14 protein-coding genes are annotated in these 16,301 nt (G+C 46.3%); 6 read left to right on the forward strand and 8 right to left on the reverse strand.

The genetic code is table 11. The annotated features are described in order from the left end of the window. Positions 1 to 162: 162 nt before the first annotated feature. The 3 genes from QUB66_RS02390 (at position 163) to QUB66_RS02400 (ending at position 4,022) form a co-directional block, all read left to right on the forward strand. Positions 163 to 1,443, forward strand: coding sequence for an MDR family MFS transporter (locus QUB66_RS02390; protein WP_332966260.1), 1,281 nt, complete (start codon positions 163 to 165; stop codon positions 1,441 to 1,443). A gap of 134 nt (positions 1,444 to 1,577) precedes the next feature. After that, on the forward strand, positions 1,578 to 1,730 hold the full coding sequence (locus tag QUB66_RS02395; RefSeq protein WP_332966259.1) for a hypothetical protein: 153 nt from the start codon (positions 1,578 to 1,580) through the stop codon (positions 1,728 to 1,730). 135 nt (positions 1,731 to 1,865) lie between these two features. After that, on the forward strand, positions 1,866 to 4,022 hold the full coding sequence (locus QUB66_RS02400; protein ID WP_332966258.1) for an iron uptake porin: 2,157 nt from the start codon (positions 1,866 to 1,868) through the stop codon (positions 4,020 to 4,022). A 261-nt stretch (positions 4,023 to 4,283) separates the two neighbouring features. Here the strand turns inward: QUB66_RS02400 and hisIE are convergent, their stop codons facing one another. After that, on the reverse strand, positions 4,284 to 4,934 hold the full coding sequence (hisIE, locus tag QUB66_RS02405) for a bifunctional phosphoribosyl-AMP cyclohydrolase/phosphoribosyl-ATP diphosphatase HisIE (RefSeq protein WP_332966256.1): 651 nt from the start codon (positions 4,932 to 4,934) through the stop codon (positions 4,284 to 4,286). 327 nt (positions 4,935 to 5,261) lie between these two features. Between hisIE and hemL the strand changes: the two genes are divergently transcribed. After that, entirely contained in the window at positions 5,262 to 6,563 is a 1,302-nt protein-coding gene (gene hemL, locus QUB66_RS02410; RefSeq protein WP_332966255.1) for a glutamate-1-semialdehyde 2,1-aminomutase, read from the forward strand. A 280-nt stretch (positions 6,564 to 6,843) separates the two neighbouring features. Here hemL and QUB66_RS02415 read toward each other — a convergent pair whose 3' ends face one another. Next, positions 6,844 to 7,884 carry a tetratricopeptide repeat protein gene (locus QUB66_RS02415; RefSeq protein ID WP_265233205.1) on the reverse strand — a complete coding sequence of 347 codons (1,041 nt, stop codon included), beginning with the start codon at positions 7,882 to 7,884 and terminating at the stop codon, positions 6,844 to 6,846. 448 nt (positions 7,885 to 8,332) lie between these two features. On the opposite strand from QUB66_RS02415, the gene QUB66_RS02420 reads away from it, so the two are divergent. Further along, positions 8,333 to 8,545 carry a hypothetical protein gene (locus QUB66_RS02420; protein WP_332966254.1) on the forward strand — a complete coding sequence of 71 codons (213 nt, stop codon included), beginning with the start codon at positions 8,333 to 8,335 and terminating at the stop codon, positions 8,543 to 8,545. On the opposite strand, the gene QUB66_RS02425 is transcribed toward QUB66_RS02420, so the two are convergent. The 6 genes from QUB66_RS02425 to QUB66_RS02450 all read right to left on the reverse strand — a co-directional run bounded on the left by QUB66_RS02425 (position 8,518) and on the right by QUB66_RS02450 (position 13,702). Beyond that, positions 8,518 to 9,291: a carbon dioxide-concentrating mechanism protein CcmK gene (locus QUB66_RS02425; protein WP_265233207.1), complete on the reverse strand. Its 774-nt coding sequence runs from the start codon at positions 9,289 to 9,291 to the stop codon at positions 8,518 to 8,520. The genes QUB66_RS02420 and QUB66_RS02425 overlap by 28 nt on opposite strands. A 204-nt stretch (positions 9,292 to 9,495) precedes the next feature. Further along, positions 9,496 to 10,161 carry a carbon dioxide concentrating mechanism protein gene (locus QUB66_RS02430; RefSeq protein WP_265233208.1) on the reverse strand — a complete coding sequence of 222 codons (666 nt, stop codon included), beginning with the start codon at positions 10,159 to 10,161 and terminating at the stop codon, positions 9,496 to 9,498. A 388-nt stretch (positions 10,162 to 10,549) separates the two neighbouring features. After that, positions 10,550 to 12,199, reverse strand: coding sequence for a ribulose bisphosphate carboxylase small subunit (locus QUB66_RS02435; RefSeq protein WP_332966253.1), 1,650 nt, complete (start codon positions 12,197 to 12,199; stop codon positions 10,550 to 10,552). A gap of 148 nt (positions 12,200 to 12,347) precedes the next feature. Then, positions 12,348 to 12,653, reverse strand: coding sequence for a EutN/CcmL family microcompartment protein (locus QUB66_RS02440; protein ID WP_265233210.1), 306 nt, complete (start codon positions 12,651 to 12,653; stop codon positions 12,348 to 12,350). 284 nt (positions 12,654 to 12,937) lie between these two features. Further along, positions 12,938 to 13,279: a carbon dioxide-concentrating mechanism protein CcmK gene (locus QUB66_RS02445; protein WP_006635058.1), complete on the reverse strand. Its 342-nt coding sequence runs from the start codon at positions 13,277 to 13,279 to the stop codon at positions 12,938 to 12,940. Positions 13,280 to 13,390: 111 nt separating this feature from the next. After that, positions 13,391 to 13,702 carry a carbon dioxide-concentrating mechanism protein CcmK gene (locus QUB66_RS02450; protein ID WP_006635059.1) on the reverse strand — a complete coding sequence of 104 codons (312 nt, stop codon included), beginning with the start codon at positions 13,700 to 13,702 and terminating at the stop codon, positions 13,391 to 13,393. A gap of 625 nt (positions 13,703 to 14,327) precedes the next feature. Here QUB66_RS02450 and QUB66_RS02455 point away from each other — a divergent pair. Then, a complete protein-coding gene (locus QUB66_RS02455) occupies positions 14,328 to 16,202 on the forward strand; it encodes an NAD(P)H-quinone oxidoreductase subunit F (protein WP_332966252.1) in 1,875 nt (624 codons plus the stop codon). Positions 16,203 to 16,301: the final 99 nt, after the last annotated feature.

Genomic DNA, 16,301 nt, shown 5'->3' on the forward strand with positions numbered 1-16,301 from the left:
CGATCGCACAGTTGTGGAGTGTCACGGCGGATTGTGCGATCGATAATTAACGGCTAAAAGCTGACGCACCCTACCAACTTAATTCTTAAGTCTGCGGAGGCAGACATCGTTTGTCTAGGCGCGGTTTCAACCGCCGACTATTCCTGACTCTTATAAATAATCATGCCTAAATTTCAACTATCCTCTTGGCTACCCCGTCTCCCCACTCAAGTCTGGATTCTCGCCGCAGGCAGATTCCTCTCGCAAAGCGGCACCGGTTTTACTTTATTTTACGCGCCGATCTTTTTTGTCGATCGCGTCGGTTTATCTGCAACTGCTGTTGGTATCGGTTTGGGTATCGGTTCAATTGCGGGAATATTCGGCCGCGTTTTGGGCGGTTCTTTTTGCGATTCTAAATTTTGGGGAAGGCGGCGAACTTTATTGCTGGCGACAATGATTGCGGCTGTCGCTTCTTTTGTGCTGGCGGCAACTAATGATTTTGCAGGTTTAGTTGCAGGAAATGTACTGATGGGTTTTGGCGTGGGTTTGTATTGGCCTCCAACCGAGACAATGGTGGCGGATTTAACGGAGGGCGATCGGCGACAAGAGGCTTTTGCTTTGACGCGGCTTGCTGATAATTTGGGTTTACAAGTTGGGATTATTTTTGGCGGTGTTTTGATTGCGGTGACGGGAAATTATCGATCGCTCTTTATTATCGACGGTATCTCGTTTATAGTGCTGTTTGCGGTGGTGGCGATCGCGATTTCAGAAACCTACAAACCTTCTACTGCAACAGATGCAAGCCCAAAAAATCTGAAAAATGGCTGGATGGTGGCGTTGAACGATCGCACTTTGCTAGTATATGCCTCGGTAAATATTTTGTTTACTCTCTACATTTCCCAAATTCAAACCACGATGCCGCTGTATTTTAGTAAGTTTGTGCCGGTGGGGACATCTGGAGAAGGCTTTTCTACAGGTACAATTACCGTTTTGTTTGCTTTTAGCACATTTTTAACTGTGGCTTTGCAAATGCCGATTGTTAAGGCTTTGAGGCGGTTTTCCCATCCAAAAGCTTTGATGATTTCGGCGCTGCTGTGGGGAATCGGATTTATTGCGATCGGCTTGACGGGAATGGTAGCAACTGGCAATCTATTTTTAGCTGTTTTAGGCTTGAGCTTTTTGTCCTTAGCGACTGTTGCTTATACGCCTTTTGCTTCGGCTTTGGTGGTGGATTTAGCGCCGGATTCTTTGCGGGGCGTGTATTTGGCGCTTAATTCTCAGTGTTGGGCGATCGGCTATTTAATCGGGCCGCCGCTGGGCGGTTTCGCCTTGGATCAGGGTAAATTGGGGGCGGATAATTTTTGGTTGGGTTTGGCTGTTAGCGTGATACTGGCGATCGCGATTTTGCGAAAGCTCGATCCAATGTTGAAAGCAAAAATTATTGCAAAAAAACAACTTTTGTGATATGTAAACTAGACAAATAAAGAAATTTCCAAAAATGCCGATCGCCCTCAAACTGCGATCGGCATTTTTGGCACACACACCCGAACCAAAAAACCGGATTTTGGAACCAAAATAGAAAGTTTTAAGCAAATATTGTGCCGAAAAACCCGGTAGAGCGATCGTCGCCCCTGCCTCCGCAAACTAAGGCAATTATTTTATACAAAGTCGCCTCCGTACACAGTCTATCTGTATGGTACTTCGGCGCACCTTATCCCTACCAAGAGCACAGCGACACCATTTTTGCGTAATCTATTACAGAGCTTATTAAAGATATAAAAAATCCAAAAGTGATGAATTTAAAACTTGTGATTTTGGCTGCCGAATAGATTTACAATCGCTAGAAAGCTACTAGCAATTTTAGAATTTATTTGTGAGGAGTCGCAGTGAAAACACATTTACTATTTAGTGCCGGCGGAGCAGGTTTACTGTATCTACTTGTCGCTTCTTTACCATTGGCAGCCATGCCACCCGTTGCAGATCAAGAAACATTAAGCACTCAAGACTTAAAAGAGTCAGATGATAAAATTAGCCTGAATACAACTGTTGAAAATCCGCTCAAAATCCCTGAAACATCAGAATTCAAACAAATCGAGGAGCCACCCGTTGATAGTACCACCTCAACAGACGATCGCCTCGCCAACCTCAATCAGCCCGAAACCACCGCATTAACCGCAGAAAATCCCCCAAACAACTCATTAAACTTAGCCGAAAAACCAGCCAACCAAGCCCCAGCCGAAATCGCAGAAACCACATCTGCGATTCCCGCCCCAAACCCGCAGACACCAGCCGAATTCACAGAAACCACATCTGCGATTCCTACCCCAAACCCGGCACCAGCCGAAATCGCAGAAACAACATCTGCGATTCCCGCCCCAAGCCCGGCACCAATCATTGCTCAAACACAAACACCTACTTTAGAAAAGTTAGCTGAAATCGAAAACAGCGCTTCCTTAGAGCCCGCACCAACCAACAGCCAAACTCCCGAATCTACCGAACTCGAACAAGTAACATCTGTCTCACAACTCTCCGACGTGCGCCCGACAGATTGGGCATTTCAAGCCTTACAATCTCTCGTAGAAAGATACGGCTGCATAGCGGGATATCCAGACGGCACATTCCGAGGCAATCGGGCAATGACTCGCTACGAATTCGCCGCCGGTTTAAACGCTTGCTTGGATAAGGTAACAGAGCTAATTAAAGCAGGTACTGGAAATTTAGCGACAAAAGAAGACTTAACTACATTGCAAAGATTGCAAGAAGAATTTGCCGCAGAATTAGCTACTTTGCGCGGTAGAGTCGATGCTTTAGAATCCCGCACCGCCGAATTAGAAGCAAATCAATTTTCGACAACAACTAAACTCAGCGGCGAAGCCATTTTTAGTGTTGCCGACACTACCAAAAACAATAACAGCGATACTCAGACAGTCTTCAATTACCGAGTGCGCTTGAATCTGCTTACCAGTTTCACCGGCAAAGACACATTAATCACAGGCTTGCAAGCTTACAACATTCGCAGCTTCGGGCCAGATTTGGGTTTGTCAACGGGAGCATTTAGCGGTTTATCTGACAGTCAAGCAAGACTGAGTTTTGAGCCGCAATTTCCCGGAATAAACCCTCAGAATTTATCTAGCATTGGCGCTAACACAGTTGAACTTTACAAACTGCTTTACGTCTTTCCAGTTTCTAACAGCATTACTTTATTTGCTGGCCCGAAGGCGGAAACTTCCGATGCTTTTCAAGCAATCACTCCTTTTGCAGGAGAAGGGCAAGAAGCTATTTCTAGGTTTGGAGGTTACAACCCTGTAGTGCGCGTATCCGGCGGCACTTCTGGCAGCGGTTTGGCATCGGCAGGCGGGTTTATCTGGAACGTTTCTAAAAAGCTCAATCTTACGGCTTTGTACGGCAGTGTAAATGCTGCTTTGCCTAACGATTTAGGCTTTCCAGCTACTCCGTTGGGGGCTGGTTTATTTGAGGGAAGTACAATTGCTGCGGCGCAGTTAACGATTAAACCAACTAGCAGTATTGACATTGGTTTGAATTACGCTTACAGCCGCCACCAATTGAATATTCTGGCTACAGGATTATCTGATGCGGATTTGGGCTCGATTTTGGGAAGAGATAGAGAACCTGTTAACGGTGGCGTGAGGATGAATTCCTTTGGCGGTACTGCAACCTGGCGGCTTTCTCCGAAAGTTGCTGTTTCTACCTATGGAGCTTGGATAATTGCTGATGCTGAAAGAAGCAATGCTTCTACAACTTTCAACAGTTGGATGTTTGGTTTACATTTCCGAGATTTGTTCAAATCAGGAAATAATGCAGGTATTCTGTTTGGACAGCCTTTGGATCGCGATTCGGTAAGTGGCGGTGCTCGTTTTCAGGCAAACAAAGCAACTCCTTACCATTTGGAGGCTTATTATCGTTTCAAAGTTAACGATAATATCAGCATTACACCGGGGGTTTTTGTGTTGTTCAATCCTGAAGGTACTAAGGATAATGACACTGTAGGGGTGGGAGTTCTTCGCACTACTTTTACTTTCTAGGAAGTGACGAGAATTGCTCATTGCATCAAAACGGTTCGTAGTGTGGACTTTAGTCCGCTCATTTGTTGCGGACTAAAGTCCACACTACGAACTAATTAACGATCGACCTGAGATGATATTAGGATCGCATCGCGAAACAAACCAGTAAATTAATCTTTGCAGGCAGATTCTTTTAAACTGGTATTAGTTTTGCCGGTTTTCGAGCGTATTTTGGAAAATAGGACTGAAGTCCGAACGATCAAACCTATTAGCAATTATCGACTATTTTCGACGATCGCCCAATTTGCGATAAACTTCTCTCAAATCAACTTGATGGTGAGCCAAAGCAACCAAAGCGTGATAAAATAAATCCGCAACTTCCCCAGCAATCCCGTCTTTGTCGTCATCTTTGCAAGCCATCACAACTTCCGCCGACTCTTCGCCAATTTTCTTGAGAATCTTGTTGTCGCCACCCTCGAACAACTTGCAAGTGTAAGATGTTTCGTTAGGATTGTCTCGCCGATCGCAAATCACGTCAAATAATTGAGATAACATATCTCCGGGCGGCGGTGAAATTTCCCCATCAACTTGGTGAAAACAACTTCTTTCACCCGTGTGACAAGCAATATCTCCGACTTGTTCCACTGTCACTAGCAAAGCATCGCTATCGCAGTCGTAACGCAGCCCTTTGACATTTTGAATGTGTCCCGATGTCGCTCCTTTCGGCCACAATTCAGCGCGAGAACGGCTCCAGAACCAAGTTTGACCGGTTGCGAGGGTTTTTTGCAGCGACTCGCGATTCATCCACGCCATCATCAACACTGTACCGTCTAAGTAATCTTGGACGATCGCCGGTACTAAACCGCGATCGTCGTAACGAATCTTTTCAATTGGGATCGATCGGCTCAAACTAGACACATCATTAACAGACATAATTTTATTGCAGCTTTTCAGATAAATTAACGCTTTCGTGTCGGATATTTTTTTTTAATTAACCGCAGAGAGCGCAGAGGACACAGAGAGAAGAGAGGAGATTAGGCAAGTGATGGGCAAATTGTCAAGAACTATTTTACAAAAAATTACACTTTAGGGCGATCGCTGGCGGTGCTGTCAAAGCGTTAAAAATTTCACCCATATTGCTAGTCATTGGTTTGTATCATAGAATCTACTACTATAGTTTCTTTAATCGGCCTACCCTTTAACCTGAAGTCGATATATTAAGTATCCTAGCAACAACATACCTTCACTAAGGAGAAAACTTTGGTTTCCACAACACACTTGAAAACCGCCAAATCAGAAGAAATCTTTGCCGCCGCCCAGAAGTTGATGCCCGGTGGCGTCAGCTCCCCCGTGCGCGCCTTCAAATCCGTAGGCGGAGGGCCAATAGTCTTTGACAGGGTAAAAGGAGCCTACATTTGGGATGTTGACAGCAACCAATACATTGACTACGTAGGCTCTTGGGGCCCAGCCATCTGCGGCCACGCCCACCCAGATGTCATCAAAGCCCTTCACGAATCTTTAGAAAAAGGTACAAGTTTCGGCGCACCCTCGCTACTGGAAAACGTGCTGGCCGAAATGGTCATCGATGCCGTTCCCAGCATTGAAATGGTGCGATTTGTCAATTCCGGCACCGAAGCCTGCATGGCTGTTTTGCGGCTGATGCGAGCCTTCACCGGACGCGATAAATTGATTAAATTTGAAGGCTGCTATCACGGGCACGCCGATATGTTTTTGGTAAAAGCAGGTTCCGGTGTCGCAACTCTCGGCCTTCCCGACTCGCCTGGAGTGCCAAAATCCACTACCGCCAACACCCTCAACGCTCCGTACAATGACTTAGAAGCAGTCAAAGCTTTATTTGCCGAATATCCGGGCGAAATCGCAGGCGTAATTCTCGAACCAGTTGTAGGAAATGCCGGATTTATTGTACCGGATGCGGGTTTCCTCGAAGGTTTGCGGGAAATTACCAAAGATAACGGCGCTTTGTTAGTTTTTGATGAAGTAATGACCGGTTTCCGCATCGCCTACGGTGGAGCTCAGCAAAAATTCGGTGTCACCCCAGATTTGACGACTTTGGGTAAAGTTATCGGCGGCGGCTTGCCGGTGGGAGCTTACGGCGGACGGCGCGATATTATGGGGATGGTGGCTCCAGCGGGCCCGGTGTATCAAGCTGGTACGCTTTCGGGAAATCCTTTGGCGATGACTGCTGGGATTAAAACTTTGGAATTGCTACAAAAACCTGGCACTTACGAACAGTTGGATAGGATTACGAAAAAACTGTCCGACGGATTGCTGAAAATTGCTAAGGAAGCGGGACACGCGGTTTGCGGCGGGCAAATTAGCGGGATGTTTGGCTTGTTTTTTGCGGCGGGCCCGGTTCACAATTACGATGATGCGAAAAAGTCTGATGTAGCAAAGTTTGGCCGCTTTCATCGCGGAATGTTGGAGCACGGTATTTATCTGGCTCCTTCGCAGTTTGAGGCTGGATTTACTTCTTTGGCTCATACTGATGAGGATATCGATCGCACTTTGGCCGCAGCGCGCGAAGTGATGGCTAGTATTTAAAGTGCGATCGTTCCGAATGCAAGTCCTTAAAACTCAGGGATGAAGGATTAAAGTCCTTACTGTTTTTTGCAGTAAGGGCTTAAATTTTTAACGGCTACCGAATCGGAGTTAAAAACTTCTCTGGGCTTACGCATGGGGGCGAGAAACCCGGTTTCTATGAGATTTTGTGTTTAGTAACGAGAAATCACGCAAGAAACCGGGTTTCTGAACTTGTGTTTTTTCCGATTACCGACTTAATGACCAATGACTAATGACTACTGACTAATGACCAATGACTAATTCACTCGTTGAGAAATTCACCTTCACAGATAATCGAGTCTCTGCTATCCAAATCTTCTTGATTCCAAATCGAGTTTAATGCTGCCGAACTTAGAGAAGTTGACATTGTATTTAATGTTGTGTTGTAATATTCCACAGCATTATTCTGTTCCATCTGCGGCGCTTCCTTGAAGTAGGAATTAATATCCGGCGTGCAGCGCTGGGCTTGGTAGTATAAATAAGCTTCAGCATTAATGCACATGACGTGGTAAAAATCCTTGTTGGCTGCTGCGATATCTCCGAGTTTGTACAGCGCTAAACCTCGGTTGAGATAAGCTTTGACATAATTCGGATCGAGTTCCACTGCTTTGTCAAAGTCTTCGATCGCCAACTGCATTTGTTTTAATTTATAGCGAACACATCCTCTGTTATAATAGGCATAAACATTGTTTGGGTCGATGCCTAGTGCAGTGTTGTAATCGGCGATCGCCTGCGTATTGTCTTTTAGTTGGTGGTAACAGAGACCGCGATTTATGTAAGCTTTGATATATCTAGGATTCAACCGCAGCGTTTCGTTAAAGTTCTCTATTGCTGCCTCTTTTTCTCCCAAAAGGTAGTAAGCCCGCCCCCGATTGTAATAAGTTTTATAATTTTGGGAATTGATAGAGAGAGCTTGATTGTAGTCTTCTATTGCTTCTTCGTAATGCCCTAAATTAGCAAGTACGAGTCCCCGGTTGTTGTAAATAGCATGACTGTCAGGTTTGTTTGCTAAAGCGCAGTTGAGATCCTCAATGGCTTTGTCGTTTTCTCCGAGATGCCGCCAAGCATTACCTCGATTCAGATAAGCCTCGAACAAATTAGGATTGATATCTAGTGCTTGGCTGAGGTCTTCGATCGCCTTTTGGTAGTCTTTCATGTAATAGTAGACTAAGCCGCGATTGTTATATGCTTTGGCGTCGGCGGGATTTTCCTGCAATATCTGATCAAAGTCTTCGATCGCCGCTTCGTAGTTTCCTTTTTTGGCGCTGTACAAACCGCGCTTGTAAAATTGTTTGAGGTTCATAGGTGAGTTGATTTTAGATTTTAGATTTTAGATTTTAGATTTTAGATTTTAGATTGACTTGCTGCTGGCTGAATCACCGGAGTTTGAACAAGCATCTAAAGTGTTGGGAACTTCACATTTATGATGTCGGCGGCACGGTGTCGGTTATTGAGTGGGGTCAACTTTCAGGATTGCTTGATTGTGGGGAGTAATTCCTTTGTACTCTGTGTTGAGTTCGACAGGCGTTAATCTGTTGAAACAGCATTCATTTATACCAAGAGTAACTCTTGAGTTATTCCCGGAAATCTATCCAAAACAGGATTTAGGTCGATCTTAACAGCAGTTAAATCATGTTGAAAGAGCCTGCTCGTCGGCTGGATTTAATTTATGAGTTCGATTGTTTACCCGATGGCTTACGCCCCGCTACGCTACGACTTTCGATCAACATTCTAGTTTGCGTTGGTGCTCTGTGTCTCTCGATGCAGGTGCGATCGGCACGGGTAGCCAAATTAAGCTTGACGCGCCCCATCGGTATAAATTGGTGCACGCATTTCTCTTGAGTAAAATTTATATCCTGTTTAGCAACTTCATCTCAGTATTTCTAGCAGCAAGTATTGACAAAATTTTGCTGGCTAATTACATACAAATTACCGATTACCGCTCGACTTCCTCTTCCACATAAACTCTCAATTTCTCCAAATCTGGAAGTTCGATCAATTCTTTTTCCTTTTGCTCAACAGAGATTGGCATCATCACAGGTTTGCGGTGTTCTATCCAGCAACTCGCCAGCGGCAAAGTTTGTTCCAAATCTTCCAAAGGCCTCGGAATTACCATCACCGCGTTCAACTCGCCAATGCGTTCAGCTTCGTACATCCCGGCTTCTACGGCTACTGCGACATCTGCGACGGCACCGCGAATAATTGCCGTACACAAACCGGCGCCAATTTTCTCGTAGGCGGCCAAGTGTACGTCTGCGGATTTGAGCATAGCATCGCAAGCGCCGACCATTGCCGGAAATCCCCGCGTTTCGAGCAAACCGATCGCCTGATTGCTCAGCCGCGAATAACTGCCACTTTCGGAGAGTTCAGTCAGCCGAAAGCCGATCGGCAAAACCACTTCCAAATTAGCCAAAGGTCTAGCAATCACCAACTTAGAAACAAACTGTCCGAACTGTTCTGCTGTCTGAGCTCCGGCTTCCACAGCCAAGCGCACGTCCGAAATTCTGCCCCGGACGATCGCCGTACAGTGACCGGAACCAATTTTTTCGTATCCTACTAAAATCACCCCCGCCGACTTCAGCATCATGTCAGCAGTCCCGACAATTGCCGGAAAACTTTTGGTAGATACCAAACCCAAAGCAGTGTCTTTGAAATATTCCTGGCGCTGCGAGCGATCGGGGTCACTTTTACGATCTATTTGTCCGTCCATCTTCAATTACCTTTAGAAACTTCTCAAAATAAAAATTTGTTGATAGTTTTAGTTTGTCAGATGAGAAGACAGATTACACGAGCTCTAAGACACACATTTCTGCTGCAAAGCCTTAAAAATTGTTGAGCTACCAATAATATCAGATTACCTATTTATATTTTTTGATTCTGCCTTCAGCATAACTGCCTTTTGCCGAAATGAGGGCTATCCAGAACCGCCCGATAAAGTTTGACCGTTTTCTTGCGATCGATTAAAAGCTTGCCGGTGCGGAAACAGCGTTCCCAGCAACTGATTGATGTGAGCTTGACCGTAGAGAATAGTTGGTGTATTTGCTGGTTGGGGCTGCTCTGAGGCCGCGTCTGACGGCTGTTCTGGGGCTGTCTCCGGCGGTGTTTGAGGCGGTGTTGGGGCGGGTTTTGGCTCAATCGGGCGATCGACTGGCGGTTCAACTGGTGGCGTACTGGCTTCGGGAGTTTCCGGTGCTGCTGTCGCTGCTGCGGTTGCTTCTGCTGCAACTTGGCGGCTGGTATCTCCGATCAGAGAACCTGCTGCTAAAATTTGCATTTGGTCGATACAAGGATTAATCAGCGTCGTCCCCGCGCCAATACAGGCATTTGCGCCGATCGTCCCCGCACCTACAACCAACACTCCTGCACCCAGAATCACGCCCGCTGCGATTTCGAGAGTACCTTCGCGGGCGTGAAGGATTACTCCCATGCCGATACAGGTACCGGCGGCGATCGAGATCCGACTTCCCGGATCTGCTTGTAGGATGACTCCTGGGGCGATCGCCGCACCCTCATTCACAACTACATCGCCACTCATCAAAATCTGAGAGTTGCTACTTAATTGCAGTGGCGATAAATACATTCAACTTTACCATGAAAGGAGCTATTTTTTTAGATAAAAGGACTTTAATTTATGGGTTTTATTGACGAAAGAAAATTTAACCTTATCCATCAAACAAGCGAGAATTTACTCATACTGAAAAGCTCCATCGAGACTGAATCTAAACCTAATTACGCAGGATTAACACTGCGTACCTTACCCATATAAGTAACGCATCAAACCTTTTTTGCCTAAGTTTTGTTCGGGCTTTAAGATTTTCTATAAAGTTTGAGAAAATCCTAAAGTTTGCCCAAAAATTCTCAATCGAGTTGTCTAACTCTCTCAAACCAAACTTGAATCCCAGGGCTAGTTCTCCCATTAGCCCAACGCGAGCACTTAACGGGAGAAACAAGCTAATTACCAGGCATTCTTAAGGGCGCTGGATGATTTCTTCGAGTACGCGGCGCTTGGCCTTGGAGTCGATACCGAGCAAGCGGACGTAATCGCCGCTGTGTTCTGTCATACAGCTTTCGAGAGCCGAAATTACTTCGGATTCGCGGTTGGATTCGATCGGCGCGCAACTGCTCCAGGAACCGGTGCGGAAACGGCGCGGGTCGGCGTGTTCTGTGCCAATTTTGTAGCCTTGGGAGAGCAGGTTGCGGATTTGGTCGATCGTCTTGCCGGTCAAGATGCCGCTGCTGGCGACCGCACCTGTGTAAGCTTCTTTAAATTTCCCTGGTTTGAATCCCGATGTTGCAGCCGACTTAGCCGATTGAGCAACCGGGCCATCGGGACGCTGAATAATTTCTTCAACTATGCGGCGCTTAGCTTTCGGATCAATTCCGATCAAGCGCACATACTCGCCCGTATATTCCTTCATCACAGCTTCCAAAGCAGCGATCGCCTGAGATTCGTTTTTGACTTGCAGCGAAGCCCCACTTTGCCAAGAACCAGTACGGAAGCGACGCGCGTCGGCGTGTTCCGTCCCCACTTTATAGCCTTGAGCTAGCAAGCCGCGAACTTGAGCCACTGTTGCGTCGCTCAATTTGCCACTTGACGCAGAAGCTTGTGCAACTTTACCGCTACCGTTAGATTGGTAAGTTTTCGCACCGCTAGAACCGTTAGAACCATTAGAGCCATTGTCTCCGGGTCTTTGGACGATTTCTTCTAGTACGCGGCGCTTGGCTTTGGTGTCAATCCCGATCAAGCGGACGTATTCTCCTTGGTGGTCAGCCATGCAAGCTGACAAAGCCGCGACTACTTCAGATTCGCGGGTTGAGGAAATTGGGCCGCAAGTGCGCCAAGAACCGGTGCGGAAGCGGCGCGCGTCGGCGTGTTCGGCTCCCACGCTGTATCCTTGCGCTAGTAAATTGCGGATGCTATCGGCTAGAGAAGAACTCAATTGGGTGCCGGTTTGGGTAGAATAATTCATTTGAGTGATATTTGAGTTTTTAGCTTGCTCGTTGCGAATTGGTGCTAGACAAGCGATGTTGTCAGCGCAGCGATAACCCGTTCTCAAAGCGTCATTGATGCCAATGACGTGGGTCGCAAATTTAACATCTGAATCAAGAACATCTGGCAGGCGATCGGCTTGCTGCTGATTAGTGATGATGGCTCCCGAAGGTATATATTTACCTGGGGGAATCTCCACATCTTGAATTAATACGTGCATCATGACAATGCAGCCGTTGCCGACTCTGGCATTGAACACCGTAGAGCGAAAGCCGATAAAGCAATCCTCGCCCACGTAGGCTGGGCCATGAATTAAACTCATGTGGGTGAGGGAAGTATTTTTCCCCACCCATACGGAATAGGATTTGTCATCGTCTCCTGTGACTCGGCCTTGTTCTAGGCCGTGAATCACTACTCCGTCTTGAATGTTGCTTCCTTCTCCGATATAAAACGGAGTGCCTTCATCGGCGCGGATAGATGTCCCGGGGGCAATCATCACATTTGAACCGATATGTACATCCCCAATAATGTTAGAAAAGGAATGTACGTAGGCGGTGTCGTGAATTTTCGGCTCAGCCAAGTTTTTCGACCAAGGCGTCGGGGGAGCCGCAACGCTGCGGACTGCCATAAATTAAGTTCTCCTAAACTGAAAAAAAATTGTCAGTTGTTCTTTGTTAGTTGTTAGTTGTTAGTTGTTCACTGTCAACTGTTCACTGTTAGCTATTAGCTGTTCACTGTTCACTGCCAACTGTCAACGGTCAACGGTCAACTGTCAACTAGCGGTATGGGTCGTCTTTTTTACTGTAAATGAGGCGATTTTCTACATTGACAGTATCTATAATGCCTACTACTAGAGCATCGATCGGACGATTTTCGCTGCCTGGGGCTATCCTGGCTGCGCTGCCGCGGGTCACTAAAACCCATTCATCGATACCAGCGCCCACACAGTCAGCGGCTACCTCATATCCGGGAACTGGCGAACCTTCTTGATCGATGAATTGCAGCAGTAGAAATTTCGATCCTCTCAGCGTCGGCTCTTTTTGGGTACTGACAACTGTGCCGAGAACTTTGGCCATTTGCATTTTAGGTAATAGGTAATTGGTAATTGGTAATTGTCATTCTTTTGCCGTCACTTGTCTTTTTTCAATTAGCTTTATTCAGTCTCATGTCTTCATTTTAGAGTTTTTCGTCTAGTAACTAATGACTAATGACTAATGACTAATGACTCGTGACTTATGACTAATAACCAATATCTCATGCCCACCTCAATTAAAAATTAAAAATGCTAAATCAAAAATATCGCGATTTTTAATTTGTGATTTTTAATTTTTAATTACCAAACGCCCCTAACAGCCTCGTGCCTATCTTAAGATCTGTTGAGGGGGCGAATGCCGCTCACGCCTTCGCGGAACTGTTCTACAGCTTCGGTGTAGCGAATGGGTAGCACGTACTCCAAGTTTTCGTGAGGGCGGGCGATAATGTGGGTGGACATCACTTGTCCGCCGTTAACGCGCTTCACTGACTCTACTCCAGCGGCGACGGAAGCTTGCACTTCCGAGACATCTCCTCTGACAATGACTGTAACGCGAGCGCTACCGATTTTTTCGTAGCCGACCAAGGTGACGCGGGCTGCTTTGACCATCGCGTCAGCAGCTTCTACCACTGCGGGGAAGCCTAAAGTTTCGATCATGCCAACTGCAATTGCCATTGGTTTTACTCCTGATTGAATATTTGGGTAACTAAACTGTAAATTTTTGACGATCATCGCACTGCTTTTCGTCCAACTTTTGGTCAAACGAAATTTCAGCGCGCTAAGAAATTAGTAGCCTCGGAACTGCTCTACTGCTTCTGTATAACGAATGGGTAGAACGTATTCTAGGTTTTCGTGGGGGCGAGCGATGATGTGGGTAGAGACGACTTCTCCGCCGTTCACCCGCTTGACGGATTCCACTCCTGCTGCCACTGAGGCTTGGACTTCCGACACGTTGCCGCGCACAATTACGGTGACGCGGGCGCTGCCGATTTTTTCATAGCCCACGAGGGTAACGCGAGCAGCTTTGACCATAGCGTCGGCAGCTTCCACAACAGCGGGAAAACCTTTTGTCTCAATCATTCCCACGGCAATTGACATTTTTGAATCTCCAAGTTGAGGATTAGTGGCATTACCGTTACAAATCTTTGAGAAATCTAAAAATTTGGACGGGGAGGCCCACATTATTTAGGAATGCAGTGTAAAGCTTCCTATCCTTATAGAATAGGGGAATCTGTCCACCTTGACAATATAAACTAACATCATAATGTTTAATAACAAAAATTAAAATTTTTTATGTTACTTAAAATAATTTAATATTTATTTAATAATCTTAATATATGCCGGAGTAGATGCGGGCGGCCAGCTTGCAGTCAAGTGAGTACAAATACCTGTAAGGTAGAGTTCGGTAAGTGAAGGCGAGACCGATCAGTGTCGATGAAATTGGGGATTTGCCATGAGGGATCACCAATAAATAGGCAAAAAAGACAGTCTGGGCCAATCGGCGGGCATTTTTTCTGTGAGTGCTGATTCTGAGAAGCTTGTAATTTTGTAGGGAGAAAATTCTCAGTTTTGATGCTTTCATGTATAGTGAATTTTAGGTGCAAATTATTTTGCCAGAACTATTAAGATCTGGTTTAGTCAAATTTTTACGGTGTGGCGCGATCGCCCGGAACTGCCTTTGGATCGAGGCAGCGAGTAATTTAAAATTTCAAGGATCAATTAAATGACCGAATTTCTCCTCCAAGCCTGTTGGTGGGTGCCTTTATATGGCTTAATTGGCGCAATTTTAACATTGCCGTGGTCTACAGGAACCGTTCGCACCACAGGGCCGAGACCCGCAGCTTACTTCAATTTGCTGATGACTGTGTTGGCTTTCATCCACGGATCGGTTATTTTTCGAGCAACTTGGGATCGACCCCCCCAACAGTTGCTCGTACACTGGGTGCAAGCAGCAGACTTAAATTTGTCTTTTGCCATCGAAATCTCCACCATCAGCGTCGGAGCAATGGAGTTAGTTACAGTTCTGAGTTTGCTAGCACAAATTTACGCGATCGGCTACATGGAAAAAGACTGGGCGCTAGCTCGATTTTTTGGGCTGCTCGGTTTTTTTGAAGGAGCAATTAGTGGCATTGCCATTAGCGACTCGCTGCTGCTAACTTACGCTTTGTTGGAAGTGCTGACGCTTTCAACTTATTTGCTAGTCGGGTTTTGGTACGCTCAACCGCTGGTAGTAACGGCGGCTAGAGATGCGTTTTTAACAAAGCGTGTAGGAGACGTACCGCTGCTGATGGGAGTAGTGACGCTTTCTACTTTAGCGGGAAGTTTGAATTTTTCCGATTTAGAAAAATGGGCGGAAACTGCCACTTTGTCTCCTTTGGTAGCGACTCTTTTAGGTTTGGCTTTAATCGCTGCACCTACAGCCAAGTGCGCTCAATTTCCGTTCCATTTGTGGCTGGACGAGGCGATGGAAGGGCCAAACCCGGCTTCGATTATGCGGAATACGGTTGTTGTAGGTGCTGGCGCTTATATTTTGATTAAACTTCAGCCTGTTTTAGCGCTGTCGCCGGTGACTGGTGTGGTGTTGGTCGTTTTGGGTGCGGTGACGGCTGTTGGCGCTTCCTTGGTGGCGATCGCCCAAATCGACATCAAAAGAGCCTTATCGCATTCTACCAGCGCTTCTATGGGTTTAGTGTTTATCGCGGTGGGACTCAATGAAGTAGACATTGCTTTGCTGTTGCTGTTCGCGCACTCGATCTCCAAAGCACTATTATTCATGAGCGTAGGGTCAATTATTCTCACAACCAACACTCAAGATTTAACAGAAATGGGAGGGTTGTGGTCAAAGATGCCTGCCACGACAATGGCTTATTTAGTAGGCGCTGCGGGGATGGTAGCACTATTACCGATGGGTAACTTTTGGGCGATGCGGCGCTGGCTCAACGGTTTTTGGACAGTGCCCTTGTGGTTGGTAGTTGTATTGCTTTTGGTTAACTGTTTAACAGCGCTAAATTTAACTCGCGTATTCGGTTTAGTGTTTGCGGGAAAACCGCAGCCGAAAACTCGCAGAGCTCCAGAAGTCGGTTGGACTATGGCATTACCGATGGTAACTTTGACCGTAATCGGGCTGTTAGTGCCTTGGATTTTGCAACGGTGGCAACTGTTAATTAGTTGGACTGGGCCTTGGGCGAAAACCTGGGATTTTGATACTTTAAATTTGCTGTTGAAGACTCTAAATGTTCCGCTTTTAATGCTATCTGGCTTGATTGGCGTTGGGATTGGGGTGGCGATTTATTGGTACGGGGTTTTACCTAGACCGGTACGGCTGCCGCTGCCGGCGGTGCAGGATTTGTTGGCTTACGACTTTTATATCGATCGAGTTTACGGCTTGACTGTGGTTTGGGCCGTGGCTTCTATTGCTAAACTCAGCGCTTGGACTGACAAGTACGTGGTAGATGGGGCGGTAAATTTGTTCGGTTTTGCCACAATTTTCAGCGGCGAAGGGTTGAAGTATAGCGGCACCGGTCAATCGCAGTTTTATGTGTTGACTATTGCGAGTGGGGTTGCTGTGTTGCTGGGGCTGATTATTTGGCTTTTTTGAACCGCACATGAAAGGCGGATTAACGGGGATGAATGCAGATGAATTGTTTTGAGTTTGTCTGCTTCTTTTCTAGTTTTATTTAATGTCAATCGGTCACAA

It is taken from the genome of Microcoleus sp. A2-C3, from assembly GCF_036706065.1.
GTDB lineage: Bacteria > Cyanobacteriota > Cyanobacteriia > Cyanobacteriales > Microcoleaceae > Microcoleus.

Coding starts and splice junctions, on each gene's coding strand:
- QUB66_RS02450 (WP_006635059.1), bottom strand. CDS start 13,702: ATGTCAATTGCCGTGGGAATGATTGAGACAAAAGGTTTTCCCGCTGTT.
- QUB66_RS02415 (WP_265233205.1), bottom strand. CDS start 7,884: ATGAACCTCAAACAATTTTACAAGCGCGGTTTGTACAGCGCCAAAAAA.
- QUB66_RS02455 (WP_332966252.1), top strand. CDS start 14,328: ATGACCGAATTTCTCCTCCAAGCCTGTTGGTGGGTGCCTTTATATGGC.
- QUB66_RS02390 (WP_332966260.1), top strand. CDS start 163: ATGCCTAAATTTCAACTATCCTCTTGGCTACCCCGTCTCCCCACTCAA.
- QUB66_RS02435 (WP_332966253.1), bottom strand. CDS start 12,199: ATGGCAGTCCGCAGCGTTGCGGCTCCCCCGACGCCTTGGTCGAAAAAC.
- QUB66_RS02430 (WP_265233208.1), bottom strand. CDS start 10,161: ATGTATTTATCGCCACTGCAATTAAGTAGCAACTCTCAGATTTTGATG.
- QUB66_RS02440 (WP_265233210.1), bottom strand. CDS start 12,653: ATGCAAATGGCCAAAGTTCTCGGCACAGTTGTCAGTACCCAAAAAGAG.
- QUB66_RS02425 (WP_265233207.1), bottom strand. CDS start 9,291: ATGGACGGACAAATAGATCGTAAAAGTGACCCCGATCGCTCGCAGCGC.
- QUB66_RS02445 (WP_006635058.1), bottom strand. CDS start 13,279: ATGGCAATTGCAGTTGGCATGATCGAAACTTTAGGCTTCCCCGCAGTG.
- hisIE (WP_332966256.1), bottom strand. CDS start 4,934: ATGTCTGTTAATGATGTGTCTAGTTTGAGCCGATCGATCCCAATTGAA.